We start from the raw sequence: 25,915 nt of genomic DNA, 5'->3' as shown, positions 1-25,915 counted from the left end.
AACATTTTACCGAATGGTTGACTATTCGGATTTGCGGCTCTATCTTCAACCTTATGGTTGAACAAAATACTGAACTGCTCGACGCGATCTTTCACGCGCTTTCCGACCCGACCCGCCGGGCGATGCTCACCGGTCTGGCCAGGGGGCCGCGCAATGTCGGCGACCTCGCCGCGCCCTTCGACATGTCGCTGGCCGCGGCGTCGAAGCACATCAAGGTGCTGGAAAAGGCGGGGCTGGTGAAACGCAGCGTGCAAGGTCGCACCCATGTCTGCAGCCTCGATGCGCTGCCGATGCATGCCGGCGTCGAGTGGATGCGCCACTACGAGAAATTCTGGAACCAGCAACTCGACACACTTGAGGCCATCCTGGAGGCGGAGGACTTGGCCGCTGCCGAGGACAAACGGAAAGGAACCAAGCCATGACCATTCAGGCTCTGCAAGCTTCCTACGGCGTCGTCACCGAACCCGGCACGTTGCGCATCGAGCGCCTGCTGCCTGGGCCGATCGAGCGGGTGTGGGATTACCTGACACAATCGGACAAGCGCCGGACCTGGCTCGCTGCCGGGCCAATGGAGCTTCGGCCGGGCGGACAGGTCGAAAACATCTTCCGCAATGGCGAATTGAGCCGCAACGACGATCCGCCTCCGGCTCACATGGCAGCCTTTGCCGAGCATCGGGTGCCTGGCGAGATCATCGCCTGCGAACCGCCTCATCTGCTTGCCTACAGCTGGGGTGGTGCGCCAGAGGCGGGCGAAAGCTCGGAGGTACGTTTCGAACTCGCGCCCCGCAACGACAAGGTGCTTTTGACCGTGATACACCGCCGCCTGGGCGACCATGGCGCGATGCTGAATGTCGCGGCCGGCTGGCACACGCATCTCGGCATACTGGCCGACAGGCTCGAGGGACGCGAACCCGAGGGCTTCTGGAGGACGCACACGAAGATGGTGGGCGAATACGCCCAGCGGATCGGCAGTGCGCAGACCTCAACCCCCTTGAAGGCTGGAGAGTGACATGTTGCTCAAGAACAAGACGGCCGTGGTCTATGGCGGTGGCGGTGCGATAGGTGGAGCCGCGGCCAAGGCATTCGCCCGTGACGGCGCCCGCGTGTTTCTTGGCGGGCGCACCCGCTCCAGGATGGAGGCTGTCGCGGCCGAAATCCGTGCAGAAGGCGGGTTCGCCGAAATTGCCATACTCGACGCGCTCGACGAGCTGGCGGTCGAGCGCCATGCCGATGCAGTCGCCCAAAAGGCAGGCGGCATAGATATCGCGCTGAATGCGGTCGGCATTGCCCATGTGCAGGGCACGCCGTTGGCGGAGCTTTCGCTTGCCGATTTCGAAACACCAGTCGCGGCCTATACCCGGAGCAACTTCCTGACCGCCAAAGCGGTGGCGCGGCACATGCAGGGCAGGGGCGTGATCCTGACCTTGTCCACGCCGGGCGCCAGGATGTCGGGCGTGGGCTTTCTCGGCAACGGCGTGGCAAGTGCGGCGGTCGAAGCCATGTCGCGTATCCTTGCCGGCGAACTTGGCGCGCGCGGGATCAGGGTGATCTGCCTGCGCCCCGACGCCATTCCCGAATCTCTTGAAATTTCGCACGCGCGCGCGGCTTTCGAGGGTTTTGCCAAGCGCGCAGGCATGCCGGTCGACGACATGCTCGCCGCACGCGCCGCTTCGGGGCCATTGCTCAGGCGGTTTCCTACCTTGGCCCAGATCGGCGACTTCGCCGCTTTCGTAGCCTCCGACCGTGCCGGTGCGATGACCGGTGCGATCGCCAATCTGAGCTGCGGCACGCTGGTCGACTAAGGTCAGCGCTGCCCCTCACCCTTACCCTCTCCCCGTCCTTACGGGGAGAAGGTTCCGGCCCTTCGATAAACTCAGGGCCGGATGAGGGGCAACTTATCCGTTGATCGTGCTGCTGGAATCCCGCAGCGCCGCTCGGCAACCACCCTCCCGGCCTTGACCGCCAAGGGCTTGCCGTCGAAGTTGCGCCGAGCAGCAACGGGGGCGGGAATGGCGATCAACGGGGCAATTCACAACTACCAGCGCAAGCGCACTGCAGGCGAGGCCGCGCGGGTGGACTTCGTCGAGCTGTTCTTCGACCTGGTCTTCGTTTTCGCCATTACCCAGCTTTCGCACTTCCTGCTGCGCGATCTCAGCACGCAAGGCGCGCTCGAAAGCCTGTTGATGCTGATCGCCGTGTGGTGGGTGTGGAACTATACCGCCTGGGTGACAAACTGGCTCGACCCGACCAAGGCGCCAGTGCGCGGCATGCTGTTCGTGCTGATGCTGGCGGGGCTGATGCTGTCGACATCGATCCCCGAAGCCTTCGAGGGGCGCGGCCTGCAATTCGCATTGGCCTATGTCGCCATGCAGATCGGGCGCACGCTGTTCATGATGTGGGCGTTGAGCAACCACAACCCGGACAATTACCGCAACTTCGTTCGCATCGGCCTTTGGCTTGCGCTGTCGGGCGTCTACTGGATCGCTGGTGGCATTGCCGCGCCCGAGGACCGCTTTGCGCTTTGGGGCATTGCGCTTGCCATCGAGCTCGTCTCGCCGGCCCTCGGCTTCTGGACACCGTGGCATGGCGCGTCATCCACCGCCGACTGGGACGTCGACGGCGGCCACATGGCCGAGCGCAGCGCGCTGTTCATCATCATAGCGCTCGGTGAATCGATCCTGGTTTCGGGCGCGACCTTCGCTGAACTCGAATGGAACTGGATCAACGTCGCCGCATTCCTGACGACGTTCTTTGCCTCGGTCGCGATGTGGCTGATCTATTTCAACGTCGGTCAGGAGGTGGCGCACCACAAGATCGCCGAGGCGGCCGACAGGGGACGCATCGCGCGCGTTGCCTATACCTACATTCCCGTCATGCTCGTTGCCGGCATCATCGTGGTGGCGGTGTCGGACGAGCTCGTGCTCGCCCATCCGCTCGGCCATGCGGAAGCCGCGGTGATCTGGACATCGGTCGGCGGATCGGCGCTCTATCTGGTCGGCAATCTTTTGTTCAAGCGCTATGTCACCGGCAGGACGCCGCTGTCGCATCTGATCGGCCTGGTCATCCTCGCGGCAATGGTGCCGTTCGCCAGCCACATGTCGCCGCTGCTTCTGGGGGCCGCGACGACGGCGGTGATGGTGCTGGTGACGGTGCTTGAGCTGCGCGGCCAGCCGGGGCGCCATTCCACGACTTGACTGCTGGCTGCCGTGACCGTCCATTCAAACCATCAGATTTTGGAGAACATCGCATGATCCTCATCGGCCAGTATGACTCACCCTTCGTTCGCCGTGTCGGCGTGGCGCTCAGGCTTTACGGTCTGCCGTTCAAGCACGAGCCGTGGTCGGCTTTTGGCGATGCCGACAAGATCCGCGCCTATAATCCGCTGACACGTGTGCCGACGCTGGTGCTCGACAATGGCGAGGTGCTGATCGAAAGCCACATCATCCTCGACTATCTCGACAGCCTGGCACCCGCAGGCAAGGCGATGTTTCCCGCTGCCGAGCCGGCGCGGCATCAGGCGCTCAAGATCGCCTCGCTGGCGATGGGGGTGGGCGAAAAGGCCGTCAGCCTGTTTTACGAAAAGCGGCTGCATACCCACGTTTCGGATGTCTGGATCGAGCGCTGCCGGACACAGATAGCGTCAGTTTTGGAGGTGCTGGAAGTCGAGCGTGGCAAAAGAGGCGGCGACTATTGGTTCGGCGATCGCATCGGCCATGCCGATATTGCCGTTGCCGTGGTGCTGCGCTTCATCACCGATGCCCATCAGGGGCTGCTCGATATGAACCATTTCCCTGCGCTGGCAATAGACGCGGCACGGCTCGAGGCCACGCCGGTGTTCACAGAGATCAGTCAGGAATTCATTCCGCCGGCCTGAGCTCGCGGCTCACGCGTTGCTTTTCGATCGCCGCGAAACGTTTGAGAAACGCGTCCTGCACGCGCTTCGCCGGCTGCGGCGCAAGGTCGAGCCCTTCGGCCGTGATGCCGCGCGGGCGACCGAAGAATTCGGTCGCCTCTGAAACCGAAAAACCGGCAAGCGCTGTTGCCTCGAAATAAGCCGCGATCTGGTCGGCGCGCTTGATGTCCTTCTTCAGGCCCTGGTTGATCTCCGCGGGCAGGCCGACGCGCAGGTGGATGGCATGCTGCAGCCGCTCCTCGCAGGACTTGTAGCCGCCGCCGACAACCGATTTGAACGGCGAGATCATGTCGCCGATGACATATTCGGGCGCGTCGTGCAGCAGCGCGGCGAGCAGCGCATCCGGTGCCGCTGCTGGCACGATCCGGCGGAAAACCTGCTCGACAAGCAACGAGTGCTGTGCCACCGAGAATGCGTGGTCGCCGGAGGTCTGGCCGTTCCAGCGGGCAACGCGGGCCAGGCCATGCGCGATATCGGAAATCTCGACGTCGAGCGGCGAGGGATCGAGCAGATCGAGCCTTCGGCCTGACAGCATGCGCTGCCAGGCACGTGGCGGGGCGCCGGGGCGGTCTGCCATGGTTCAGGCGTCTTCCGCGCTGGCGGCTTCGGGATAGGTGAAGCTGGCCCAGCTGGGGATCTGAAGCTCAACAGCGACGTCGCCGACGGTGATCTCGCTGCCTGAGTCGAGTGCCGCCTTGACCCGGTCGATGCGGGCGATGGCGAGGCCATGCGTGCCGGCGGCGGAACCAAGCGTGCCGATCACCTTGCCGCCGGCCATGAGCTCGCTGCCGGCGGTAGGCAGGTCCGAGCCAGCCGAGACCAGCAGGACACGGCGGCGGGCGGTGCCGCGATGCTGCATGCGCGAGACGACCTCCTGGCCGATGAAACAGCCTTTCTTGAAACCCACCCCGCCCATCTGGTCGAGCAGCACGTCGTGGGGGAAGGCGTCGCTGAGTGCATAGTCCGGCCCGCTTTCGGCGATGCCGTTGGCGATGCGGAAGGCGTGCCAGTCGGCCTCGGTGGCATCGGTGGCCGCCACGTCGCCGTAGTGGCGGAACACTGGCGACTGGAAACGGGTGTCGCGGACAGTTGATTCAGATGGCGAAGCGGCTGAATCAGATTGCCAGGAGACTGCCACAACAGTCTGATCCTGCTTGGAAATGTCGGCCTTGGCGCGCAGCCGGTAGAGCATCAGGCGGCGAACGAGATCGTCCGCTATCTCGGCCCGGCATTCCAGGCGCAAGGCGTTTTGCCCGCTGCGCGAGACCAGGAAATCGAACATGATCTTGCCTTGCGGGGCCAGCAGCGCGCCGGGTTTCGCCTCGCGTGGGCCCAGCGCATCGAGGTCGAGCGTCAGGATGTTCTGCAGGAAATGCTCGGCATCGGGGCCGGAAACATCTGTTATGGCGCGGTCTGCGAGGATGGCTGTCGGCATGGACCTGATCTTGCATTTCGGAGAGCCATTACGTAAGCCGCAGGCAATTCCCAGACAAGGGCACACGCGACATGGCTACGACCTTCGATCTCATCCTCAAGGGCGGCACCGTCGTCAATCATGACGGCACAGGCGTCCGCGACGTCGGCGTCACCAACGGCCGCATCGCGGCGATTGGCGATCTGGGCGGCGCATCGGCCGGCGAGACCATCGACTGCAAGGGCCTGCATATCCTGCCCGGTGTGGTCGACAGCCAAGTGCATTTTCGCGAGCCGGGCCTCGAGCAAAAGGAAGACCTGGAGAGCGGTTCGCGCGCGGCCGTGCTCGGCGGTGTGACCGCCGTCTTCGAGATGCCCAACACAAACCCGCTGACGACAAGCGAGGCAGCGCTCGCCGACAAGATGAGCCGCGCAACTGCGCGCATGCATTGCGACTTTGCCTTCTGGGTCGGCGGAACGCGTGAGAATGCAAGGGACGTCGCCGAGCTCGAGCGCCTGCCGGGTGCCGCCGGCATCAAGGTGTTCATGGGCTCGTCCACCGGCGACCTGCTGGTCGAAGACGACGAGGGCGTGGCCTCGATCCTGCGCAATACGCGTCGCCGTGCTGCCTTCCACTCCGAAGACGAGTTCCGCCTGCGCGAGCGCCAGGGCCTGCGCGTCGACAACGATCCGTCCTCGCACCCGGTCTGGCGCGACGAGATCGCCGCCCTCCAGTGCACCGAGCGGCTGGTCCGTATCGCCCGGCAGGAACGTGCACGCATTCACGTGCTGCACATCTCGACTGCCGAGGAGATCACCTTCCTCGAACACCACAAGGACGTCGCGACCTGCGAGGCGACGCCGCATCACCTGACGATGAGCGCGGACGATTATGCCCGTCTCGGCACGCTGTTGCAGATGAACCCGCCGGTGCGCGGCCCTCGCCACCGCGACGGCGTCTGGTACGGCATTTCGCAAGGGGTCGTCGACGTGCTTGGCTCCGACCACGCGCCGCACACGCTCGAAGAAAAGGCAAAGCCCTATCCCGCATCGCCCTCGGGCATGACCGGCGTGCAGACGCTGGTACCGATCATGCTCGACCATGTGAACGCCGGAAGGCTTACGCTCGAACGCTTCGTCGACCTGTCGAGCCACGGTCCGAACCGCATCTTCGGCATGGCGCGCAAGGGCCGTATCGCGGCCGGCTATGACGCCGATTTCACCGTCGTCGACATGAAGCGCAAGGAAACCATCACCAACGCCCAGGCTGGCTCGAAGGCCGGTTGGACGCCTTATGACGGCAAAGAGGTTACCGGCTGGCCTGTCGGAACCATCGTGCGCGGCATTCGCGTGATGTGGCAGGGCGAGATCACGACGCCGTCTCAGGGTAGGGCGGTGGAGTTCTCGGAAGCGGTGGTGCGGTAAGCGACCGCTTGGCGGCGACAATTAAGTAGCCCTCATGGTGAGCCTGTCGAACCACGAGGGCGCTGGGCCCATGGTCAGCCCGTCATCGTGCTGCCTGCCTGGAGTTCATGACGTGCGCTGAGCCCGCCATAGCAGAGGCTTGGGCGGTGCATGCCAAGCGCCCTCGTGGTTCGACAAGCTCACCATGAGGGCTGCTGGAGTGTCTCCACTAATCGCCACTTCAACGGCTTGGCTTAGCGCAGCTGCTGCGAGATTGGCGGAAGCGCCCAACAATACGTCATCGCCGACCTCGTGAGCGAGGAACGAGCGGAGAGTGTCGGGAATCCATGCCGTGACATTGCCGGGGAGGGGCATTGAGACAGCCGGTCCCCAAGACCGGCTAGTCTAGTTGCACGCAAGAGCGCAGCCGCAGAGAGCACCTCAGGTCGCGCCGCCCCTCATCCGGCCCTTCGGGCCGCCTTCTCCCCGTGAACGGGGCGAAGGAAAAAGATCAGTCGCCGGCGACGAAGAAGGCCCAGCGGCCCTCGGGGGTGATGCCGAGGCGGTAGAAGACGTAAGCGCCGTACTGCTTCATGTCCTCGTAATCGCCGGCAGTCACGATCTTGAACAGTTCGACCTTCTGGCGCGGGTCGAGCTTGTCGAGCGGGATGCCGAAGAAATAGGGCCAGACATAGAGGTCTTCGTCGGTGCCTTCGCCGAGATGGACGTAGCCCGCGTTCAAGACCTCTTCCATGATGGCGAGGATTTCCTGGCCCTCGCCGTCACCGGAAAGCGCCTTGATGAAGGCGATCGGGTCGCCGTCGATCTCGCCGAACGAAAGCTGCGGCATGGCATCGCCCTTGCCGATCAGCGGGCGGAGTTTTTCGATGTCGCCGGTCTTGGCAGCTTCGACGAGGAGGGAGCGCATGCGCGCCACGGGCTCGGGCAGGCGGCTGAGGTCGTAGACGATCTCGGGCAACGGGCCTTCGGTGTCGAGATGCGGCGCGGCTGGGCCGGTGGCGTCAGGCGTGGCAGGCTCGTCCTGGGGCTCGGACTGCTCGTCCTCGGGCGCCTGGTCGGTGGCTGGCGAATTGGCGGCCGGGGGCGTCTGGATCGGATCGGGCATAGGCACCGACTTTTCCGGCGTGCCAGTTTGGTCGTCAGCAGGCTGGGATGGGGTGACGGGGGCCGGAATTTCCTCGCGCTTGATCTCGCTCAAGGCGAAGGCCGATGAGGCGTAGAGCGGCAAAACAAGCGAGGCAGCAAGGCCGAGAGCAGCAAGTCTCAATGCGCCGCGGGGCGCCGTATCAGTCTGTGACCGCATTAATTCCAGGCTCCGGTATTAGTGTGCCGCGCATCCCGTTGGAGGCACGAAGGCCATCCCAACGCTTCCAATCTGCCCGGGCATGATGCCGAAACCGTGTCGGCTAGTCAAAGAACGGGGGGTGGGCTCAATGCCGCAGGCGCAGTGGCTCGAACTCGCCTGCCTCGACTTTGGCGCGCATGCGGTCGAGCATCGCAAGCGCCGCGCGCTCGCCATTGGCTGCTACGATCTCGGCAAAAGCGGTGGCAAGGGCTGCTTCGGCGATGATCTCGGGCTCTATGCCGGCGGAAAGACCCTCGGCCCACGCCTCGTTATGGCTTTCGACGGCGGTCAGTCGCTTTTCTTCCCGGACCAGGGCGTCGATGTCGGTTACGCTTTGTTCCATTTCGGTCTTTCACCCTGCCAAGCGACCCGGTGATTCGGATCAACTTGAGCTATCCCTTTAATGTCCCGTTAAGACAGCTAACACAATCGGCCGTCCGTGTACGGTCGGCAATGCCGGGAAAGTAAATAGCCTGTTAATTACCGTAGCGCGAGGCGATGTCGCGGCTGAGCGCCTCGCCTTCCTTCATGTAGCGGGCAATCGCCTCGGTGGCGGAGGCCGTGCACGCCGTGTATGCGCCGTCGAAAGAGCGGTAGCCGCGGTTGAAACTGGCGATGAATCGGGCACGGCGCTCGGGCGAGGGGTTCTCGGCCTGGAGCAGCTTTTCCATCTCGCCGCGCCATTGGGTGCCCTTTTCGCCGCAGAGATTGCGCAAAAAGTGCAACGAGCCCAGAACTTCGGCCAGTCTGACCAGACCGGGCTCGAACGGCGCGTCGACTGCCCGCGCGGGGGCTGCGAGCACCGTGCTCGCGGCAAGCGTCATGGCAATCAACAAGGTCGAAGCGCGGCTCATAAGCTTTTGTGGCGAAACAATTTGTCGCCCGCAAGGCCGCGAACGTGGCTATCCCAAGCCTAAGCAGGCAGGATGACCCGCCCGTCCAGAAGTTCGAGCACGATCTCAAGCGTCGAATCGGTCAGCGGCAGTCGCTCGATCGCTTCAAGGTCATGGAACGCGGCCTCGTCGGCGTCGTCGCCGCTGGCCGGCTCGCCGCCCACATGGCGCGCGCCGAAGACGGTGAGGCGATAGAGCGAGGCACCTTCGGCGCGGCTATCGATAAGGATTTCGCGTAGCGGCACCAGCATTCCCACAGCGATGCCGGTCTCTTCCATGAGTTCGCGGCGGGCGGCATCCTCCAGCGTTTCATAGGCTTCGACGCGGCCACCGGGAAAGGCGTAGAGGCCCTTGGAAGGCGCGCGGCCACGGCGAACAAGCATGATTGTACGCTCGCGCAACACGGCGACGGAAACGGCGGGGACTATCGTTGCTTCGTTCATTTCGTTTCGCCCGGCGATCATGTTCCATTGTGGAACATGCGACGGTCACTGCTTTAACCGTTGCGGCGGGCGCGATCCATCGCCACTTTCAGCTGACTAGTGAGAGAAGGCGTGAAACCATGTGCGGACGAATAGCGGTTCTGGCGTCGCCCGACGAGACGGCGGCCTTCCTCGGGCTTGGCGATCTCGAAAGCTTTCCGCCGCGCTACAACGTGGCGCCGACGCAGCCGATTCTCGTGGCACTGGCCGGGCCGCAGCGTCCGCCAGGCTCGAACCTGCCCGACCGCATGGCGCTGCTCGCGCGCTGGGGGCTGATTCCGGCGTGGACGAAGAACCCGGCCGACATGCCGCTTCTGATCAACGCTCGTTCCGAATCGGCAATCGAAAAGGCTTCGTTCAAGACTGCGATGCGCCACAGGCGCGCACTGATTCCGGTTTCCGGTTTCTACGAGTGGAAAAAGCTGCCGGGCAACCGCCGCCAGCCCTATTGGCTGAGGCCGCGCAATGGCGGCCTGGTGGCGCTGGCCGGGCTCATGGAGACCTGGAGCGAACCGGGCGGTTCGGAGATCGACACTGCCGCGATCCTGACCACCAGCGCGAGCGCCGACATCCTGCACATCCACGACCGCATGCCGGTGGTGATCCAGCCCGACGATTTCGCCCGCTGGCTCGACTGCCGCACCCAGGAACCGCGCGACGTCGCCGATCTCATGCGCCCGGCCCAGCCCGATTTCTTCGAGCAGATCCCGGTGTCGGACCTCGTCAACAAGGTCGCCAATGTCGGCCCTGAAATCCAGGACCGGGTCGAGCCCTTGCCGGAAGCTGCGCCAGCGAAGCCAAAGGTGGAAAAACGCAAGCCCGGCGACGACGACCAGATGAAACTGTTTTGACGCCACCAGAGCCTTGAGCGTCCGAACGGACGCTCAAGGACGCTCTGGCATCATGAATCCATGCATCGTGCTTTGGAAAACCGATTTCGATTTTCGGGGCGATGCACTAGAAGGGCGGCGTGTCCACGCCAATCGTTTCCGCCGCCATCTCCGGTTTCCTGCTTGGTGCCTCGCTGATCATCGCGATCGGCGCGCAGAACGCGTTCATCCTGCGCCAGGGGCTCTTGCGCCAGCACGTCTTCATCCTGAGCCTCATTTGCGCGCTTTCGGATGCTTTGCTGATCGCTGCCGGCGTCGCCGGGCTCGGCACGCTGATTTCGCAGTCGCCGAGCCTGATCATGGTGGTGACTGTGGGTGGCGCCCTGTTTCTGTTCACCTATGCGGTGATCGCCTTCCGCCGCGCCCTGAAGCCAGAAGTGCTGCAGGCAGCCAAAGCGGGCGAGGCGCGGCTATGGCCGGCTGTTGCCGCCTGTCTCGCCTTCACGTTCCTCAACCCCCATGTCTATCTCGACACGGTGGTGTTGCTGGGTAGCCTTTCGGCGGCATATGAAGGTCAGGCGCGCCTTGCCTATGGGCTGGGCGCTGCGTCGGCATCATTCGTCTGGTTCTTTGGGCTCGGCTATGGCGCCCGGCTTCTCGAGCCGGTCTTTGCCCGGCCTGCCGCGTGGCGCGTGCTCGATCTTCTGATCGGCGTTGTGATGACCGCTATCGGTCTCAGCCTGGTCAGCCGGGCCTAGGCCGCCTTGTTTACCTTGGGCTGTGCCTTGTCTTTCTTCGGCGCGCAGATCAGAGCGGCAAGAATTGCTGCAGGGCCGATGGCCCGGTAGTGCTTGGCGAGCTCGGCGTACTGGCTACGCGCTCGGTCTTGTTCGGATTGTTTTCGTTTCATTGGTCTCTTCCCTAAAGTCAGCTCTGTTGAGAGCGGCTGCATTTGCTTACGGATTCGGTCGAATTCGTGGCATGCGGCGCCTTTTATCCGGGCGATGTTTCATTACGGTGCCGGGATGTTTAATAAATTGTTTCAGTACTGGTTCCGTTCCGGTTCGGGCGGTAAAGTTTCGTTTCGATGCGTCTTGACGGCAACAGGTTTGGGAGGCGATAAAGCCCCCGATGAAAACGTCTTTCGCCATTTCCGGCACTTGCATTATTGGCTAGCGTTCGCGCTGGTCAGGACGTTTTCGCCTCATCTTCACACAAGACAGGTCAAACGCCCGGGCCAGCAGGCCAGGGGAGTTCTATGTCTGAAGCATCGATTAAGTCCGAGGCATTCAAGGGCTTGCGCCTCACCAACACGCTGACGCGCACGAAGGAGGACTTCGTGCCGATCGATCCGCAAAACGTGCGGATGTATGTCTGCGGGCCGACCGTTTACGACTTCGCCCATATTGGCAACGCGCGACCGGCGATCGTCTTCGACGTGCTGTTTCGGCTTCTGCGCCATGCCTATGGCGCTAGTCACGTCACCTATGTGCGCAACCTCACCGACCTCGACGACAAGATCAACGCGCGCGCCTTGCGAGACTTCCCCGACCTGCCGCTCAACGAGGCGATCAGGCGTGTCACCGAAAAGACGGCGAACCAGTACCAGGCCGACGTCAAGGCGCTCGGCTGCCTCGAGCCGACGGTCGAGCCACGGGCAACCGAGTTCGTGCAGCCGCGTGCCGACGGCCGCGCCGACATGATCACCTTGATTCTAAGTCTCATCGAACGCGGCCATGCCTATGAAGCTGAAGGCGAAGTGCTGTTCGACACCGGCTCGATGGCCGACTACGGGCAATTGTCGAAGCGCAATCTCGACGAGCAGCAGGCTGGCGCCCGTGTCGAGGTCGAGGCCCACAAGAAGAATGCAGGCGATTTCGTCTTGTGGAAGGCGTCGTCGCCAGAGGAGCCCGGCTGGGAAAGCCCCTGGGGTCGCGGCCGGCCTGGCTGGCACATCGAGTGCTCGGCCATGGCGTCGGCCTATCTCGGCGAGGTCTTCGATATCCATGGCGGCGGGTTGGACCTGATCTTCCCGCATCATGAAAACGAAATCGCCCAGTCGCGCTGCGCCCACGGCACCGAAGTCATGGCCAATTACTGGATGCACAACGGCTTCCTGCAGGTCGAGGGCCAAAAGATGTCCAAGAGCCTGGGCAACTTCTACTCGATCCACGAACTGCTCGAGACCGAGACCTTCGGCGGCCGCAAATGGCCCGGCGAGGTGCTGCGCCTGGCGATGCTGATGACGCACTACCGCGAGCCGATCGACTTTTCGGTGCGCAAGCTGGAAGAGGCCGAGAATACGCTGCGCAAGTGGAAGCGCGCGGCCGACAGCGCTGGACGTGCGGAAGGCCAGGTGCCCGAGGCCTTGGTTGCGGCGCTGAGCGACGATCTGGCAACGGCGACGGCATTCCACGGGCTTTCGCAGCTGGCGGGCGATGCGGGCGGGAACGTCGAAGCGGCTGCCAGCCTGAAGGCGGCACTGCTGTTTCTGGGCTTCACGCTCGAAGCCGCGGAGGTGGACGAGACCGAGGTCGCTGCGACGATCGCGCGCCGCCTGGAGCTGATCAACGCCAAGAACTGGGCCGAGGCGGATCGCATCCGCGACGAGCTACTTGCCCAGGGCGTGCAGCTCAAGGACGGCAAGGATCCGGTGACGGGCGAGCGCGTCACGACGTGGGAGGTCAAGCGGTGATGATGGTTGTGCCAGAGGTGGGCAGGCTTGCAGGACAGCGCCCCCCTCTGTCCTGCCGGACATCTCCCCCACAAGGGGGGAGATCAGCCGTCATCGCGACTTTCGCAAATCGCCGGCGTTTCAGAAGGGATGTCGTGGCGGAAACTGCCAATCTCCCCCCTCGTGGGGGAGATGTCCGGCAGGACAGAGGGGGGCAACGTAGGGCGGCGACATATCCGAAGGGGAGCAGATAACCTTGCCCACACGCCGGTCGCTCCAGCCAACCGCAAGAACGCGAAGTCAATGCGTCGCAAGATGACGGACGCCGAGCTGAAGCTGTGGAATGAGCTGCGCGCGCATCGGCTGATGGGGCTCGGATTTCGTCGCCAGTTTCCCGTTGCAGGCTACATCGTCGATTTCGCCTTCCCGAAACACAAGTTGATCGTGGAACTGGACGGCGCGCAGCATGCCGAACCAGCCAATGCGGAGGCCGATGCCGTCCGAACCCAGCGCCTGGAACAGGACGGCTGGACCATCGTCCGCTTCTGGAACGACGACGTCATTCGCGCTATCGACAATGTCTGCCAGCATATCGTGAGCGTGGCCGGTCGTGGCGGAGCGGCCGGCGCCATCAGCATGAAGGAGGAGTTCGTGCAATGATCGACCATACTGGAATTTCGGTTGCCGATTTCGACAAGGCGAAGGCCTTTTACGACAAGGCATTCGCGCCGCTAGGTGCTTCCCTTTTGATGATGGTGCCGGGCGAATATACCGGTGGCGTCAAGGTTGGCGGCTATGGCCGCGAGCGCCCGGTGTTCTGGCTGCATGAGGCGGAGGCAGGACCGGGGCGGCACTATGCCTTCACCGCGCGCAGCCGCGCCGAGGTCGACGCATTTCATGCGGCGGCCATCGCAGCCGGCGGGCGTGACAATGGTGGGCCGGGGCCGCGCCCACATTACCACCCCGACTATTATGCAGCCTTCGTCTACGACCCGGACGGCAACAACATCGAGGCGGTGTGTCATGCGCCGGCGTGAGGGGTGGCAGTCATGAGCCTTGACAACAAGCCGCATTACTCCGGTGGCTGCCAGTGTGGCGCCGTGCGCTTCCATGTCGATGGCAAGCTCGGCGGCGCCTCGGTCTGCCACTGCCGCATGTGCCAGAAGGCGTTCGGCAATTTTTACGCCCCGCTCGTTTCCGTGCATCGGGAATCGAAGCTGATCTGGACGCGCGGCGAGCCGAAGCGGTTCCGCTCGTCCAATTTCGGCCTGCGCGGCTTTTGCGGCGACTGCGGCACGCCGCTGACGTTCGAGGCGCCCGACGGGGTGGCGCTGGCGATCGCCGCCTTCGACGAACCGGAGGAGATCGCCCCGACCGTCCAGTGGGGGCTCGAGGGCAAGCTGCCTTACGTCGATCATGTTCACGAGCTGCCGGGTTACACGACGGAGGACGACCCGGAGGCTGCGGACTTCGTCAACGACATCGTCTCTTACCAGCATCCCGATCACGACACCGATCAATGGCCACCGCAGGAGCGCAAATGAACGCGCCCATGACAGGTGGCTGCCAATGCGGCGCCGTGCGCTACCGCATCGCCCAGGCGCTGGAGAACGCGCATATCTGCCATTGCCGCATGTGCCAGAAGGCGTCGGGCAACTATTTCCAGCCGCTCGCTCGCGCGCCCAAAGCGAAGTTCGCGGTGACCCGCGGCGAGGTTGGCTGGTTCCAGTCGTCGGACCTGGTGCGGCGGGGCTTCTGTCGTAACTGCGGCACGCCGCTGCTGTTTGACGTGGTAACGCGCGATACGGTCAATGTGGTGCTCGGTTCACTCGATGATCCAGCCTCGGTCACGCCGACGTTCCAGTGCGGTTCCGCCGCCAAGATGCCGTGGTTCGGCGAGCTCGACACAGTTGAGCTGTCGGCGGACGAAACGGCCTGGTACGCGGCGGTCGCCCCTTCTAACCATCAGCATCCAGACCAAGACACTGAACAATGGCCACCGGAGAACAGGTCATGACCGAGACAGTTAGAACCGGCGGCTGCCAGTGCGGCGCTGTGCGTTTTCGCATTCGCGGGGCACTCGGGCGCACGTCCATTTGCCATTGCCGCATGTGCCAGAAGCAGTTCGGCTCATTTTTTGGTGCCTTCGTCGCCGTGCCTGTTGACGGCGTCGAATGGATCCGCGAGGAGCCGAGCTACTTCCAGTCTTCGATCAACATCGCGCGTGGTTTCTGCCAGCGTTGCGGCACTCCGATGAGCTACAGGAATGCGGAGGGACTGGAGCTGTCGATCGGCTCGTTCGACGACCGCTCGGACCTCGCGCCGACAATCCAGATCAACCACGGCTTCCGCCTGCCGTGGGTCGAGGCGATCTTTGACCAGCCGATCCACGACAACCCCGACTATTATCAGCGGCAGGAGCAGATCATCTCCTTCCAGCATCCTGACGAAGAGACGGCCAACTGGCCGGAACATGGACTTAAACTATGACGAATGAACTACGCGGCCTCTATCCAGAGATCGAACCTTTCGACAGCGGCATGCTCGACGTCGGCGACGGCCATCAGGTCTATTGGGAACGCTCGGGCACCAAGGGCGGTAAGCCTGCGGTGTTTTTGCATGGCGGCCCAGGCGGCGCGACCTCGCCGAAGCATCGCCGCCTGTTCGACCCGAAGCTCTACGACATCATGCTGTTCGACCAGCGCGGTTGCGGTAAATCAGTGCCCAATGCTTCGCTCGACGCCAACACGACCTGGCATCTGGTGGCTGACATCGAGCGGCTGCGCGAGATGGCAGGCCACGACAAGTGGCTGGTGTTCGGCGGCTCCTGGGGCTCGACGCTGGCGCTGGCCTATGCCGAAACGCACCCCGAGCGCGTTAGCGAACTGGTGGTGCGCGGCATCTACACGCTGACCCGGGCCGAGCTCGAATGGTATTACCAGTTCGGCGTCTCCGAGATGTTTCCCGACAAATGGGAGCGTTTTATCGCCCCGATCCCGGAAGCCGAACGCGGCGACATGATGGGTGCATACCGCAAGCGCCTCGTCGGCAACGACCGCAAGGCGCAGGTCGAGGCCGCCCTCGCATGGAGCCTGTGGGAAGGCGAGACGATCACGCTGTTGCCTGACCCCGATACCAGCGGCAAGTTCGGCCAGGACGACTTTGCCGTTGCCTTCGCCCGCATCGAAAACCACTATTTCGTCCATGCCGGCTGGATGGACGAAGGCCAGCTGATCCGCGACGCCCACAAGCTGCGCGACATTCCCGGTGTCATCGTCCATGGGCGTTATGACATGCCGTGCCCGGCGAAATATGCTTGGGCGCTGCACAAGGCGTGGCCGGAAGCCGAGTTCCATCTCATCGAGGGAGCCGGCCACGCTTATTCGGAACCGGGTATATTGAACCAGCTGGTCAGGGCAACCGACAGGTTCGCAGGGAAATGACAATGGCACGCGAACGCATCTATCTATTCGACACGACACTGCGCGACGGCCAGCAGACGCCGGGCATCGACTTTTCGGTCGAGGACAAGATCGCGATCGCGGCCATGCTCGACGAATTCGGCATCGATTATGTCGAAGGTGGCTACCCCGGCGCCAATCCGACCGACACGGCGTTCTTCCAGGAAAAGCGGACCAAGCGGGCGAAGTTCGTCGCCTTCGGCATGACCAAGCGGGCAGGGGTGTCGGCTTCCAACGACCCCGGTCTGGCAACGCTGCTGCAGGCCAAGTCGGACGGCATCTGCTATGTCGCCAAGAGCTGGGATTATCATGTCCGTGTCGCCCTCGGCGTGACCAACGAGGAAAACCTCGAATCGATCAAGGCTTCGGTCGAAGCCGCCCGCACCGCCGGCAAGGAGCCGATGGTCGATTGCGAGCATTTCTTCGACGGCTTCAAGGCCAATCCTGACTACGCGCTGGCTTGCGCACGCACGGCCTATGATGCCGGCGCGCGCTGGGTGGTGTTGTGCGACACCAATGGCGGCACGCAGCCGGCCGAGGTGCGCGATATCGTTGCCAAGGTGATCGCTTCGGGCATTCCGGGCGCCAATCTCGGCATCCATGCCCATGACGACACCGGCCAGGCGGTGGCCAATTCGCTCGCCGCCATCGAGGCCGGCGTGCGCCAGGTGCAGGGCACGATCAACGGCATCGGCGAACGCTGCGGCAATGCCAATCTGGTTACCATCATCCCGACATTGGCGTTGAAGCCGCATTTTTCCGAGCGCTTCGAAACCGGTGTTTCGGCCGATGCCCTTGCCGGTATCTCCAGGCTTTCGCGCGCGTTCGACGAATTGCTCAACCGTGCGCCCGAGGCGCAGTCGCCCTATGTCGGGGCATCGGCCTTCGCGACCAAGGCAGGCATCCACGCCTCGGCCATCGTCAAGGAGCCCAAAACCTATGAGCACGTGCCGCCGGAAGCCGTCGGCAACCGTCGCAAGGTCATGGTGTCGGACCAGGGCGGCAAGGCGAATTTCATCGCCGAGCTCAAGCGGCGCGGCATCGACGTGCCGAAGGACGATCGCCGGCTCGATTCGCTGATTTCAGTGGTCAAGGAGCGTGAGGCCGAGGGCTACGCCTATGAAGGGGCCGATGCCAGCTTCGAGCTTCTGGCGCGGAGCATGCTGCATGAGGTGCCGGAGTTCTTCCGCGTGACCTCGTTCCGCTGTCTTGTCGAGCGTCGTTTCGACGCGAACGGCAACCTTAAGACCGTGTCGGAAGCGGTGGTGAAGGTTATGGTTGATGGCGAAGAGAAGATGTCGGTGGCCGAAGGCGACGGGCCGATAAACGCGCTCGACATCGCGTTGCGCAAGGATCTCGGCAAGTTCCAGAACGAGATCGGCGACCTCGAACTCGTCGACTACAAGGTGCGTATCCTCAATGGCGGCACCGAGGCGATAACCCGCGTGCTGATCGAATCGCATGACAGCACCGGCGCGCGCTGGTGGACGGTGGGCGTGTCGACCAACATCATCGACGCTTCGTTCCAGGCACTTATGGATTCGATCATCTACAAGCTGATGAAGAACCGCGAGATGGCCGGGCTGGTGGCGGCGGAATAGCAGTGTTCGGGCCAGCGGCAACGGCTGGCCCCATCGATTGATCCATCAACGAAAAGCGGGTGGACCATCACTATTTTGAAATGGCTTGGCCAGCAAAGCGGGCGCATAGGATCGCGCCATGAGCACACAAGCGCCCGCCATTTCCCGTGAAGACGCGACCCGCGGCTTTCTCTATGCCCTGACAGTCTACCTGATGTGGGGCGTGCTGCCGTTCTACATGAAGGCGGTGGCACATATCCCCGCGCCGGAAGTGGTCGCGCACCGCATCGTCTGGTCGATCCCGGTGGCCGGCCTGCTGCTGTTATGGATGGGCCGCACGGCCGACATCAAGGCAGCGCTGCGCAACAAGCGCACGCTCGCCAACGGCGCGCTGACGGCAGCGCTGATCACCATGAACTGGGGCATCTATGTCTGGGCGATCGGCAATGACCGCGCGCTCGAAACCGCGCTGGGCTATTATATCAACCCGCTGTTCACGGTTTTCCTCGGTGCGGTCGTACTGGGCGAAAAGCTCTCCAGGGGGCAACTTGTGGCGATTGCCCTGGCGTTGATCGCGGTTGCCCTTTTGACCTGGGAGACCGGCGGCCTGCCCTGGGTGTCCATTGCGCTGGCGCTGACCTGGGGTTTCTACGCCCTGTTCAAGAAGACCTTGCCGATCGGCCCGGCCCAGGGCTTCCTGCTGGAAGTCCTGATCCTCGGCATCCCGGCTCTCGGTTACATCGCCTATCTGCAGGCGACCGGTGTTGGCCACTTCGGCACGACTGGCGCTGTCGACGTGTGGCTGCTGATGGGCTGCGGCCTCGTCACCGCTATCCCGCTGATCCTGTTTGCCAATGGGGCCAAGCTGCTCAGGATGTCGACCATCGGCATCATGCAGTACATCGCGCCGACGATCATCTTCTTCATCGCCATCTTCATCTTCAAGGAGCCGTTCTCGAGTGAACGCGCGGTGGCGTTCGGCCTGATCTGGGCAGCGCTTGCCGTCTACACCTGGTCGATGTTCCACGACCGATCCAAGAACAGCTAAGGAGCAGACGCATGTATCAGCTCTACATTGCCAACAAGAACTACTCCTCCTGGTCGCTGCGCCCCTGGGTGCTGATGCGCGCGCAGGGCATTGCCTTCACCGAGCACCAGGTGCCGTTCGGCAATCTGCCCGGACAGCCCGATTTCGGTTCCTTCTCGCCGACGGCCAGCGTGCCCGTGCTCGTCGATGGCGAGCTCACGGTGTGGGATTCGATGTCGATCGTCGAATATCTCGCCGAGCGCCACCAGGGTGTCTGGCCTGCCGATCCGGCGGCGCGGGCCTGGGCGCGTTCGGCCGCGGCAGAGATGCATTCGAGCTTCCGCAACCTGCGCAACATCTGTGGCATGAGCTGCGGCGTGCGCGTTGGCCTCAACGAGGTGCCGGCAGGGCTGAAGGCGGACATCGCCCGCGTTGGCGAGCTCTGGAACCAGGGGCTCGACCGCTTTGGCGGGCCGTTCCTGGCGGGGGAGACGTTCACTGCCGTCGACGCGTTCTTTGCACCCGTCATCTTTCGGGCACAGACCTACGCGCTGGACTTCGGTGGCCGTTCGGGCGACTACGTGGCACTGATGCTCGAGCAGCCGGCCATGCGCGAATGGTATGATGCGGCACTTGCCGAGACGTGGCGCGACCAGCCGCACGAAGACGAGGTGCTGGCCGTAGGCACGATCACACTCGACATGCGAGCCCGGGCCTGAACGGCTGCTCTCACATCTTGTCGATGAGCGACTGAACACCTTCGGTGGGGGTGGAGTCGGACCCGGCCGCGACCATAAGGGCCGAGACCACGGCCTCGGCCTCGTCGACCACCAGCGGCTGGACCAGATGCGAGGTGTGCACGAAGCCCTCGGTCTTCATGTGATCGAGCAGCGCCAGCATCGGATCCCAGAAGCCTTTGACATTGGCGAAGACGATCGGCTTGCGGTGATGGCCGAGCTGCGCCCAGGTCATGATCTCGACGATCTCCTCGACCGTGCCGATGCCGCCCGGCAGCGCCACGAAGGCATCCGACTTCTCGAACATCATGTGCTTACGCTCATGCATGTTGTCGGTGATGACCAGCTCATCGAGCCGGGTGAGGGCGCTTTCGGTTGCTTCCTTGTTCATGAGGAATCGCGGTATGATGCCGGTGACCTTGCCGCCGGCACGCTGCGCGCCATCGGCGACCGCGCCCATGATGCCCTTGGTGCCGCCGCCATAGATGAGCCTGAGGCCTGCCTTGGCGATCGAGTGACCGAGCAGATGGCCGGCCTTGATGTACACCTCATCGCGGCCCGGCGAGGAGCCGCAATAGACGCAGATGGATCGAATCGTGTTCATGGTGTGATTGGGTATTGCCTCCACAGGCCGGGTCAAGCCCGGATCGGGCTTTTTCTTGTCGCTGCCGGCAAAACAAGGTAGACCCATCCAGCGGCTAGGGGCAGGGAAATATGGCAATTAATCCGTTGAAAATCTTCCTTCTCGCAGCAGGTGGCTCGGCCGCTGCTGCGACCATTGCATATGTGTCCGGTGCACTCGATCCCTATCTGGCGCCGCCAGCCGTGGTGGCGAGCCAGCCGGCACCTTCGACAGCCGCGCCTAAGGCGGATAAAGCCCCCGACCCGGCCAAGCCGGCAGCGCAAGGGCAGGCACCTGCTACGCCACCCACGACGGCGGAAGCCTCCGTCGTGGTGGCGCCGTCCTTTGATGTGGTGCGCGTCGAAGACAATGGCGCGCTGGTGGTTGCCGGCAAGGCTGCCGGCAACGCCAAGGTCGAGATCGTTACCGGATCGAAGGTCATCGGGGCTGCCGTCGCGGGTGCTGACGGCGATTTCGCCGTCGTGCTCGACCAGCCGCTCAAGCCGGGCGACTACCAGATCGTGCTGCGCGCGACAGCACCGGGCAATGTCGTGGCGACGTCGACTGAAACAGCCGTGGTTTCCGTGCCTTCGGAGCCGGGCGGCCAGGTGCTGGCGCTGGTCGAGGAGCCAGGCAAGCCGTCCGAGCTGATCACCATGCCCAAGCCTGCCGAAACGCCGACGAAGCTACCCGAACCAGTCCAGCCGGCCAATGCGCCGGCAGCGACCACTGAAGGGCAGACGGCAGCGCAACCGGCACCGGCACCGGCCCCGGCAAAGTCGGGGGCCATCGCCTCGCAGCTCAAGGTCGCGGTTGAAGCGGTCGAGATCGAAGGCAAGAAGATTTTCATCGCAGGCGCTGCCGACGCGGGCCGCAAGGTCCGCGCTTACGCCAACGAGATACTGATCGGGGAAACCCAGACTTCGCCGGAAGGCCGCTTCCTGATCGAAGCGGAGCGCGAATTGCCCGTTGGCGACTACATCATCCGTGTCGACGCGCTGGAGCCGGACGGCGTCAAGGTCGTTGCGCGTGCCGCCGTGCCGTTCCATCGTGAGCCAGGCGAAGCTGTCGCTGCGGTTGCACCGGCCCCGGCCGACGTTGCGGCAAAGCCCGAAGCGCCTGCTGCCAACATGCCGGCCGCGCCGGCGGCTCAGGCCCAGGCGACGTCGCCGGAAAAGCCAGCCGAAGTCGCCTCGGCAGCGCCAAGCCCTGATGCGACCGCCCCCGAACTCGAGCCGGTCAATGGGGCGGTTATCATCCGACGGGGCGATTCGTTGTGGCGTATCTCGCGTCGTGTCTATGGCCACGGCGTGCGCTATTCGAACATCTATCTCGCCAATCAGGACCAGATCAGCGATCCCGACCGCATCTGGCCGGGGCAGGTGTTCCGCGTGCCGGAAAAGTCCCATGAGGGCGAAGCGGCCAATATGGACGCCATGGGCGAACAGGCGATGCCGGCGCCCAAGCCTTAGCCTTCAAGGCAAGGCATTTCAGCCAGCATGGGTTGCGTGGACAGGTTTCATCGTTTATCGACGATGAACGATGAAGTCATTCTCACCAGCCTCACCTGCGTGCCTCGCCGCATCCAGCGAGGATGTGGCGCAAAAGCTTGCCGCACTCTCGCATCCCGCGCGGCTTGAAATCCTGCGGCGTCTCGGCGGCAGATCGTGTTGCTGCAAGGAAGTGGTCGCGCATCTCGACCTCGCCCAGTCGACAGTGTCGCAACATCTGAAGATCCTCGTCGAGGCCGGACTGGTCCGCTACGAACCGGAGCGGCAGCGCTCGCGCTACCAGATCGACCAGGCGGCGTTGGCCGCCGTTTCCGCATCCGTTTCGGCGCTCGTCGAATCCTGCTGCGCCGTCGAAGGCGCGGACGTCTAATCAAGGCAAGAACTGTGGCTAACAAGACCGTCTCCGCCGAACGCGGCTCGACCCTCAGCACGATCAGGAACCTGTGGCCCTATATGTGGCCGGAAGGCAGGCCCGACCTCAGGGCGCGGGTGGTGTGGGCAACAGTGTTCCTGTTCGTCGCCAAGCTGACGCTGGTGGCAGGGCCTTATTTCTTCAAATGGGCGACCGATGCGTTGGCCGGCGACCAGCGCACGCCGCTGGCGTTGCCGGCATTGCTGGCAGCCCCTGTCATGCTGGTGGTCGCCTATAATTTCGTGCGCATCGTCCAGCTCGGCTTCAACCAGCTGCGCGACGCGTTGTTTGCCAGCGTTGGCCAATACGCGGTCCGGCAGCTTGCCCATCGCACCTTCGTGCACATGCACCAGCTGTCGCTGCGCTTTCATCTGGAGCGGCGCACTGGCGGGCTGTCGCGCATCATCGAGCGCGGCACCAAGGGCATCGAAACGATTGTCCGCTTCACCATCCTCAACACCGCTCCCACGATCCTCGAATTCGCGCTGACGGCGGGCATCTTTGCCTTCGCCTATGGCTGGCAATATGTGGCCGTGGTGGCTGTCACCGTGTGGCTCTATGTCTGGTTCACGGTCAAGGCGAGCGACTGGCGCATCGCCATCCGCCGCGAGATGAACGATTCCGACACCGACGCGAACACCAAGGCGATCGATTCGCTGCTCAATTTCGAGACGGTGAAGTACTTCAACAACGAGCGCATGGAAGCCGAGCGCTTCGACCGCTCCATGGCGCGCTACGAATCGGCGGCGACCAAGACCTGGACGTCGCTTGGCTGGCTCAACTTCGGCCAGGGCGTCATCTTCGGTCTTGGCATGACCGTTGTGATGTGGATGTCGGCGCGGGAAGTGATGGCCGGCACCCAGACCGTGGGCGACTTCGTCTTCGTCAACGCCATGCTGATGCAGCTTTCGGTGCCGCTCAACTTCATCGGCATGATCTACCGCGAAATCCGCCAAGGCCTGACCGACATCGAAAAGATGTTCGAGCTGCTCGACGTGCCGCAGGAGGTGAACGACAGGCCGGGCGCCCAGCCGCTCGTCGTCGGCAGCGGCCGCGTCGAGTTCCGCGACGTGCATTTCGCCTATGACCCGAACCGCCAGATCCTCAAGGGCGTGAGCTTCGAGGTGCCGGCCGGCAAGACCGTGGCGATCGTTGGCCCCTCGGGTGCCGGCAAGTCGACAATCTCGCGGCTGCTGTTCCGCTTCTACGACATTCAGCAAGGCTCGATCCTGATCGACGGACAGGATATCCGCGACGTCACCCAGGAGAGCCTGCGCGGCGAGATCGGCATGGTGCCGCAGGACACCGTGCTGTTCAACGACACGATTGCCTACAACATCCGCTATGGCCGCCTGAACGCGGATGAAGAGGATGTACGCAGGGCGGCTGACCTTGCCCAGATTTCGAGCTTCATCGAACGCATGCCCGAGGGCTACAAGTCGATGGTCGGCGAGCGGGGCCTGAAGCTGTCGGGCGGTGAGAAGCAGCGCGTGGCGATTGCCCGCACCATCCTCAAAGCACCGCCGATCCTGATGCTGGACGAGGCGACTTCGGCACTCGACACCCAGACCGAACAGGAAATCCAGAGCGCCCTCGACCTGGTCAGCAAGGGTCGCACCACGATCGTCATCGCGCACAGGCTGTCGACGGTCATTTCAGCCGACGAGATCATCGTCTTGGCCGATGGCGGCATTGCCGAGCGCGGCACACACGCCCAATTGCTGGGGCAGGGCGGGCTCTATGCCTCGATGTGGGATCGCCAGCGCGAGGCGACCGAAGCCGAGGAGCGCTTGCGCCAGGCGCGCGAGGCCGACGAGTACGGTGTCGTGGTGCGTCGCCGGACCCCGGAGGTCGAAGCAAGCGAGGTCGAGTAAGGGGTGGCATGGCGGCGGCTCCGGCCGCCCCGTTGCAAGCGATAGCGGTGGGCGTCGCCAATGCCGCGTTGCGGCTTGGCGTCGTTTCCGGTAAGCACTCCCAGACTTCAACAGCAACGGCATCCCCTTCATGAGCATAGCCGACACGATCCGCAACGCCTTCGTTCCGGTCCATCGCGAGGGGTATCCCTTCATTGCCGGATTTGCGGCGGTCACCGTCCTGCTGGGTTTCTTTTCTACTTCGCTGTTCTGGATCGGGGCGATTTTGACCGCCTGGTGCGCCTATTTCTACCGTGATCCCGAGCGCGTTACGCCTGTCGACGACAAGTTGGTCATAAGTCCCGCCGATGGCGTGGTGTCGGCAGTCGGTCCCGCCGTGCCGCCGCGCGAGCTTGGCCTCGGCACCGCCGAGATGACCCGCATCTCGGTGTTCATGAACGTCTTTTCCGTGCATGTGAACCGCGCGCCGGTGCGCGGCAAGATCGTGCGCATCGAGCATCGTCCGGGCAAGTTCCTCAACGCCGAACTCGACAAGGCGAGCCAGGAAAACGAGCGCAACGGCATTGTCATCGACAGCCCGCATGGCCAGGTGGCAGCCGTGCAGATCGCTGGTCTCATCGCACGGCGCATCCTGTGCTGGGCCGATGTCGGCGGCAACATCGCCGTTGGCGAGCGTTTTGGCCTGATCCGCTTTGGCTCGCGCGTCGATGTCTTCCTGCCTAGTTCGGCGGTTGCGCGCGTCGCTGTCGGCCAGACCGCGGTTGCGGGCGAGACAATCCTCGCCGACTTCGGCGGCACAAGCCACGCACCTTTGGTGCGGGTTTCCTGAGGGCGACGGCGGTGTCATCGTTCCACCCCTTTGAACCGCATGGCCGAGGCGGTCCGCGCATTCGCGAGATCCCGCTGCGCATGGTCCTGCCCAACCTGATCACCGTGCTGGCGATCTGTGCCGGGCTGTCCGGCATTCGCCTGGCCTTCGAAGGCCGCTTCGAATCGGCTGTCGTGATGGTGCTGCTGGCGGCGTTCCTTGACGGCATCGACGGCCGGCTGGCACGGATGCTGAAGGCGACGTCGAAATTCGGCGCGCAGATGGACTCGCTTGCAGACATCGTCAATTTCGGCGTTGTGCCAGCGCTTGTGCTGTATGCCTACCTGCTCGACAAGGCCGGTTCGCTGGGCTGGATCGCGACCCTGCTGTTTGCCATCGCCTGCGGCCTGCGCCTGGCGCGCTTCAACGTGCTGGACGAGGATCTCGATCGCCCGGCCTGGCAGGCGGAATATTTCGTCGGCATTCCGGCGCCCGCCGGCGCCCTTGTGGTGATGCTGCCGATGTATCTCGGTTTCCTCGGCTTCGAAGGTACCCGCACCGCGGCCTATGTCGCCACCGGCTTCACTATTCTCATCGCATTCCTGCTGGTCAGCCGACTGCCGATCTATTCCGGCAAGACGTTGAAGATCCGGCGCGAATACCTGCTGCCGGTGATGCTGGCGGCGGTGTTCTACGTGCTGCTTGTCGCCGTCTATCCCTGGCAGACGCTGTCGGCTTCGGTTGGCGCTTACATGCTGTTCTTGCCGCTGAGCGCCAGCGCCTATGCCCGCCGCGCCAAGATCGAAGGTGCCGCTGCCGCAGCGGCGGCCGAAGCGGCGGCGGCCGAAGCCACACCAGACGAAACCAGACCGGAAGCCTAGCGCGCCAGCGTCCATCTGGGCGCTGCG

At 63.6% G+C, this 25,915-nt stretch carries 31 protein-coding genes; 23 read left to right on the top strand and 8 right to left on the bottom strand.

Annotated features, from left to right (window positions below; genetic code table 11):
- Nucleotides 1-53 precede the first annotated feature (53 nt).
- From C8K44_RS04945 to C8K44_RS04925, 5 genes are all read left to right on the top strand, one after another.
- Nucleotides 54-422, top strand: a complete 369-nt coding sequence (locus C8K44_RS04945) for a metalloregulator ArsR/SmtB family transcription factor (protein ID WP_199227013.1) — start codon at nt 54-56, stop codon at nt 420-422.
- Complete coding sequence (locus C8K44_RS04940; RefSeq protein ID WP_109574645.1) at nt 419-1,009, top strand: SRPBCC family protein; 591 nt, start codon at nt 419-421, stop codon at nt 1,007-1,009. The genes C8K44_RS04945 and C8K44_RS04940 overlap by 4 nt, the downstream gene beginning before the upstream one ends.
- A gap of 1 nt (nt 1,010) precedes the next feature.
- Entirely contained in the window at nt 1,011-1,802 is a 792-nt protein-coding gene (locus tag C8K44_RS04935; protein WP_109574644.1) for an SDR family oxidoreductase, read from the top strand.
- Nucleotides 1,803-2,009: 207 nt separating this feature from the next.
- Nucleotides 2,010-3,194 carry a low temperature requirement protein A gene (locus tag C8K44_RS04930; RefSeq protein ID WP_109574643.1) on the top strand — a complete coding sequence of 395 codons (1,185 nt, stop codon included), beginning with the start codon at nt 2,010-2,012 and terminating at the stop codon, nt 3,192-3,194.
- Nucleotides 3,195-3,247: 53 nt separating this feature from the next.
- A complete protein-coding gene (locus C8K44_RS04925) occupies nt 3,248-3,874 on the top strand; it encodes a glutathione S-transferase family protein (RefSeq protein WP_109574642.1) in 627 nt (208 codons plus the stop codon).
- On the opposite strand, the gene C8K44_RS04920 is transcribed toward C8K44_RS04925, so the two are convergent.
- Together C8K44_RS04920 and C8K44_RS04915 are read right to left on the bottom strand one after the other, a co-directional pair.
- Entirely contained in the window at nt 3,858-4,490 is a 633-nt protein-coding gene (locus C8K44_RS04920; RefSeq protein ID WP_109574641.1) for an HD family hydrolase, read from the bottom strand. The two genes, C8K44_RS04925 and C8K44_RS04920, sit on opposite strands and share 17 nt — an antisense overlap.
- Nucleotides 4,491-4,493: 3 nt before the next feature.
- Nucleotides 4,494-5,348 (bottom strand): folate-binding protein YgfZ, encoded by an 855-nt coding sequence (locus C8K44_RS04915; protein ID WP_109574640.1) that lies wholly within the window; start codon nt 5,346-5,348, stop codon nt 4,494-4,496.
- Nucleotides 5,349-5,419: 71 nt separating this feature from the next.
- On the opposite strand from C8K44_RS04915, the gene C8K44_RS04910 reads away from it, so the two are divergent.
- Nucleotides 5,420-6,751 (top strand): dihydroorotase, encoded by a 1,332-nt coding sequence (locus C8K44_RS04910; protein WP_109574639.1) that lies wholly within the window; start codon nt 5,420-5,422, stop codon nt 6,749-6,751.
- 490 nt (nt 6,752-7,241) lie between these two features.
- Here C8K44_RS04910 and C8K44_RS04905 read toward each other — a convergent pair whose 3' ends face one another.
- From C8K44_RS04905 to C8K44_RS04890, 4 genes are all read right to left on the bottom strand, one after another.
- Nucleotides 7,242-8,054 carry a hypothetical protein gene (locus C8K44_RS04905; protein ID WP_109574638.1) on the bottom strand — a complete coding sequence of 271 codons (813 nt, stop codon included), beginning with the start codon at nt 8,052-8,054 and terminating at the stop codon, nt 7,242-7,244.
- A gap of 127 nt (nt 8,055-8,181) precedes the next feature.
- Nucleotides 8,182-8,439 carry a hypothetical protein gene (locus C8K44_RS04900; RefSeq protein WP_109574637.1) on the bottom strand — a complete coding sequence of 86 codons (258 nt, stop codon included), beginning with the start codon at nt 8,437-8,439 and terminating at the stop codon, nt 8,182-8,184.
- A gap of 133 nt (nt 8,440-8,572) precedes the next feature.
- Entirely contained in the window at nt 8,573-8,950 is a 378-nt protein-coding gene (locus tag C8K44_RS04895; protein ID WP_109574636.1) for a TIGR02301 family protein, read from the bottom strand.
- Between the two features lie 59 nt (nt 8,951-9,009).
- The gene (locus C8K44_RS04890; RefSeq protein WP_109574809.1) at nt 9,010-9,432 is read right to left on the bottom strand and encodes an NUDIX domain-containing protein; all 423 of its coding nucleotides are present in this window, start codon (nt 9,430-9,432) and stop codon (nt 9,010-9,012) included.
- Nucleotides 9,433-9,551: 119 nt separating this feature from the next.
- Between C8K44_RS04890 and C8K44_RS04885 the strand changes: the two genes are divergently transcribed.
- Complete coding sequence (locus C8K44_RS04885) at nt 9,552-10,322, top strand: SOS response-associated peptidase (protein ID WP_109574635.1); 771 nt, start codon at nt 9,552-9,554, stop codon at nt 10,320-10,322.
- 131 nt (nt 10,323-10,453) lie between these two features.
- The gene (locus tag C8K44_RS04880; RefSeq protein ID WP_109574807.1) at nt 10,454-11,059 is read left to right on the top strand and encodes a LysE/ArgO family amino acid transporter; all 606 of its coding nucleotides are present in this window, start codon (nt 10,454-10,456) and stop codon (nt 11,057-11,059) included.
- Here the strand turns inward: C8K44_RS04880 and C8K44_RS04875 are convergent.
- Nucleotides 11,056-11,211, bottom strand: a complete 156-nt coding sequence (locus tag C8K44_RS04875) for a transcriptional regulator (protein ID WP_109574808.1) — start codon at nt 11,209-11,211, stop codon at nt 11,056-11,058. The two genes, C8K44_RS04880 and C8K44_RS04875, sit on opposite strands and share 4 nt — an antisense overlap.
- 348 nt (nt 11,212-11,559) lie before the next feature.
- Between C8K44_RS04875 and cysS the strand changes: the two genes are divergently transcribed.
- The 10 genes from cysS (at nt 11,560) to C8K44_RS04815 (ending at nt 19,762) form a co-directional block, all read left to right on the top strand.
- On the top strand, nt 11,560-12,996 hold the full coding sequence (gene cysS, locus C8K44_RS04865) for a cysteine--tRNA ligase (RefSeq protein WP_109574633.1): 1,437 nt from the start codon (nt 11,560-11,562) through the stop codon (nt 12,994-12,996).
- Nucleotides 12,997-13,209: 213 nt separating this feature from the next.
- Nucleotides 13,210-13,635 (top strand): endonuclease domain-containing protein, encoded by a 426-nt coding sequence (locus tag C8K44_RS04855; protein ID WP_281062981.1) that lies wholly within the window; start codon nt 13,210-13,212, stop codon nt 13,633-13,635.
- Entirely contained in the window at nt 13,632-14,012 is a 381-nt protein-coding gene (locus C8K44_RS04850; protein WP_109574631.1) for a VOC family protein, read from the top strand. Before C8K44_RS04855 ends, C8K44_RS04850 begins: the two co-directional genes overlap by 4 nt.
- A 12-nt stretch (nt 14,013-14,024) precedes the next feature.
- Entirely contained in the window at nt 14,025-14,519 is a 495-nt protein-coding gene (locus tag C8K44_RS04845) for a GFA family protein (RefSeq protein WP_109574806.1), read from the top strand.
- Nucleotides 14,516-14,992 carry a GFA family protein gene (locus C8K44_RS04840; protein WP_109574630.1) on the top strand — a complete coding sequence of 159 codons (477 nt, stop codon included), beginning with the start codon at nt 14,516-14,518 and terminating at the stop codon, nt 14,990-14,992. The genes C8K44_RS04845 and C8K44_RS04840 overlap by 4 nt, the downstream gene beginning before the upstream one ends.
- Entirely contained in the window at nt 14,989-15,465 is a 477-nt protein-coding gene (locus C8K44_RS04835; protein WP_109574629.1) for a GFA family protein, read from the top strand. Before C8K44_RS04840 ends, C8K44_RS04835 begins: the two co-directional genes overlap by 4 nt.
- Nucleotides 15,462-16,418 (top strand): prolyl aminopeptidase, encoded by a 957-nt coding sequence (gene pip, locus C8K44_RS04830; protein ID WP_109574628.1) that lies wholly within the window; start codon nt 15,462-15,464, stop codon nt 16,416-16,418. Before C8K44_RS04835 ends, pip begins: the two co-directional genes overlap by 4 nt.
- Nucleotides 16,419-16,420: 2 nt before the next feature.
- Nucleotides 16,421-18,037: a citramalate synthase gene (gene cimA, locus C8K44_RS04825; RefSeq protein WP_109574627.1), complete on the top strand. Its 1,617-nt coding sequence runs from the start codon at nt 16,421-16,423 to the stop codon at nt 18,035-18,037.
- A 118-nt stretch (nt 18,038-18,155) separates the two neighbouring features.
- Entirely contained in the window at nt 18,156-19,064 is a 909-nt protein-coding gene (rarD, locus tag C8K44_RS04820; protein ID WP_109574626.1) for an EamA family transporter RarD, read from the top strand.
- An 11-nt stretch (nt 19,065-19,075) separates the two neighbouring features.
- On the top strand, nt 19,076-19,762 hold the full coding sequence (locus C8K44_RS04815) for a glutathione S-transferase family protein (protein ID WP_109574625.1): 687 nt from the start codon (nt 19,076-19,078) through the stop codon (nt 19,760-19,762).
- A 10-nt stretch (nt 19,763-19,772) separates the two neighbouring features.
- Here C8K44_RS04815 and C8K44_RS04810 read toward each other — a convergent pair whose 3' ends face one another.
- Nucleotides 19,773-20,384, bottom strand: coding sequence for a TIGR00730 family Rossman fold protein (locus C8K44_RS04810; RefSeq protein WP_109574624.1), 612 nt, complete (start codon nt 20,382-20,384; stop codon nt 19,773-19,775).
- 110 nt (nt 20,385-20,494) lie between these two features.
- Between C8K44_RS04810 and C8K44_RS04805 the strand changes: the two genes are divergently transcribed.
- The 5 genes from C8K44_RS04805 to pssA all read left to right on the top strand — a co-directional run bounded on the left by C8K44_RS04805 (nt 20,495) and on the right by pssA (nt 25,888).
- A complete protein-coding gene (locus C8K44_RS04805; RefSeq protein ID WP_109574623.1) occupies nt 20,495-21,874 on the top strand; it encodes a LysM peptidoglycan-binding domain-containing protein in 1,380 nt (459 codons plus the stop codon).
- Between the two features lie 70 nt (nt 21,875-21,944).
- Entirely contained in the window at nt 21,945-22,283 is a 339-nt protein-coding gene (locus tag C8K44_RS04800) for a metalloregulator ArsR/SmtB family transcription factor (protein WP_109574622.1), read from the top strand.
- A gap of 14 nt (nt 22,284-22,297) precedes the next feature.
- Nucleotides 22,298-24,199: an ABC transporter ATP-binding protein/permease gene (locus tag C8K44_RS04795; protein ID WP_109574621.1), complete on the top strand. Its 1,902-nt coding sequence runs from the start codon at nt 22,298-22,300 to the stop codon at nt 24,197-24,199.
- A 130-nt stretch (nt 24,200-24,329) separates the two neighbouring features.
- Nucleotides 24,330-25,028: a phosphatidylserine decarboxylase gene (locus C8K44_RS04790; RefSeq protein ID WP_109574620.1), complete on the top strand. Its 699-nt coding sequence runs from the start codon at nt 24,330-24,332 to the stop codon at nt 25,026-25,028.
- A gap of 80 nt (nt 25,029-25,108) precedes the next feature.
- Nucleotides 25,109-25,888, top strand: coding sequence for a CDP-diacylglycerol--serine O-phosphatidyltransferase (pssA, locus tag C8K44_RS04785; RefSeq protein WP_109574619.1), 780 nt, complete (start codon nt 25,109-25,111; stop codon nt 25,886-25,888).
- Nucleotides 25,889-25,915: the final 27 nt, after the last annotated feature.

It is taken from the genome of Aminobacter sp. AP02 (genome assembly GCF_003148805.1).
GTDB lineage: Bacteria > Pseudomonadota > Alphaproteobacteria > Rhizobiales > Rhizobiaceae > Aminobacter.
This window is presented reverse-complemented; position numbering and strand designations above follow the sequence as displayed.

Excerpts from the sequence above, each read along its gene's own strand:
- C8K44_RS04790 (WP_109574620.1), top strand. The coding sequence starts at position 24,330 with ATGAGCATAGCCGACACGATCCGCAACGCCTTCGTTCCGGTCCATCGC.
- C8K44_RS04925 (WP_109574642.1), top strand. The coding sequence starts at position 3,248 with ATGATCCTCATCGGCCAGTATGACTCACCCTTCGTTCGCCGTGTCGGC.
- cysS (WP_109574633.1), top strand. The coding sequence starts at position 11,560 with ATGTCTGAAGCATCGATTAAGTCCGAGGCATTCAAGGGCTTGCGCCTC.
- C8K44_RS04945 (WP_199227013.1), top strand. The coding sequence starts at position 54 with ATGGTTGAACAAAATACTGAACTGCTCGACGCGATCTTTCACGCGCTT.
- rarD (WP_109574626.1), top strand. The coding sequence starts at position 18,156 with ATGAGCACACAAGCGCCCGCCATTTCCCGTGAAGACGCGACCCGCGGC.
- C8K44_RS04910 (WP_109574639.1), top strand. The coding sequence starts at position 5,420 with ATGGCTACGACCTTCGATCTCATCCTCAAGGGCGGCACCGTCGTCAAT.
- C8K44_RS04935 (WP_109574644.1), top strand. The coding sequence starts at position 1,011 with ATGTTGCTCAAGAACAAGACGGCCGTGGTCTATGGCGGTGGCGGTGCG.
- C8K44_RS04810 (WP_109574624.1), bottom strand. The coding sequence starts at position 20,384 with ATGAACACGATTCGATCCATCTGCGTCTATTGCGGCTCCTCGCCGGGC.
- C8K44_RS04845 (WP_109574806.1), top strand. The coding sequence starts at position 14,025 with ATGAGCCTTGACAACAAGCCGCATTACTCCGGTGGCTGCCAGTGTGGC.
- C8K44_RS04805 (WP_109574623.1), top strand. The coding sequence starts at position 20,495 with ATGGCAATTAATCCGTTGAAAATCTTCCTTCTCGCAGCAGGTGGCTCG.
- pssA (WP_109574619.1), top strand. The coding sequence starts at position 25,109 with ATGGTCCTGCCCAACCTGATCACCGTGCTGGCGATCTGTGCCGGGCTG.
- C8K44_RS04840 (WP_109574630.1), top strand. The coding sequence starts at position 14,516 with ATGAACGCGCCCATGACAGGTGGCTGCCAATGCGGCGCCGTGCGCTAC.
- C8K44_RS04835 (WP_109574629.1), top strand. The coding sequence starts at position 14,989 with ATGACCGAGACAGTTAGAACCGGCGGCTGCCAGTGCGGCGCTGTGCGT.
- pip (WP_109574628.1), top strand. The coding sequence starts at position 15,462 with ATGACGAATGAACTACGCGGCCTCTATCCAGAGATCGAACCTTTCGAC.
- C8K44_RS04915 (WP_109574640.1), bottom strand. The coding sequence starts at position 5,348 with ATGCCGACAGCCATCCTCGCAGACCGCGCCATAACAGATGTTTCCGGC.
- C8K44_RS04940 (WP_109574645.1), top strand. The coding sequence starts at position 419 with ATGACCATTCAGGCTCTGCAAGCTTCCTACGGCGTCGTCACCGAACCC.
- C8K44_RS04850 (WP_109574631.1), top strand. The coding sequence starts at position 13,632 with ATGATCGACCATACTGGAATTTCGGTTGCCGATTTCGACAAGGCGAAG.
- C8K44_RS04885 (WP_109574635.1), top strand. The coding sequence starts at position 9,552 with ATGTGCGGACGAATAGCGGTTCTGGCGTCGCCCGACGAGACGGCGGCC.
- C8K44_RS04815 (WP_109574625.1), top strand. The coding sequence starts at position 19,076 with ATGTATCAGCTCTACATTGCCAACAAGAACTACTCCTCCTGGTCGCTG.
- C8K44_RS04900 (WP_109574637.1), bottom strand. The coding sequence starts at position 8,439 with ATGGAACAAAGCGTAACCGACATCGACGCCCTGGTCCGGGAAGAAAAG.
- C8K44_RS04920 (WP_109574641.1), bottom strand. The coding sequence starts at position 4,490 with ATGGCAGACCGCCCCGGCGCCCCGCCACGTGCCTGGCAGCGCATGCTG.
- cimA (WP_109574627.1), top strand. The coding sequence starts at position 16,421 with ATGGCACGCGAACGCATCTATCTATTCGACACGACACTGCGCGACGGC.
- C8K44_RS04930 (WP_109574643.1), top strand. The coding sequence starts at position 2,010 with ATGGCGATCAACGGGGCAATTCACAACTACCAGCGCAAGCGCACTGCA.
- C8K44_RS04895 (WP_109574636.1), bottom strand. The coding sequence starts at position 8,950 with ATGAGCCGCGCTTCGACCTTGTTGATTGCCATGACGCTTGCCGCGAGC.
- C8K44_RS04905 (WP_109574638.1), bottom strand. The coding sequence starts at position 8,054 with ATGCGGTCACAGACTGATACGGCGCCCCGCGGCGCATTGAGACTTGCT.
- C8K44_RS04875 (WP_109574808.1), bottom strand. The coding sequence starts at position 11,211 with ATGAAACGAAAACAATCCGAACAAGACCGAGCGCGTAGCCAGTACGCC.
- C8K44_RS04890 (WP_109574809.1), bottom strand. The coding sequence starts at position 9,432 with ATGAACGAAGCAACGATAGTCCCCGCCGTTTCCGTCGCCGTGTTGCGC.
- C8K44_RS04800 (WP_109574622.1), top strand. The coding sequence starts at position 21,945 with ATGAAGTCATTCTCACCAGCCTCACCTGCGTGCCTCGCCGCATCCAGC.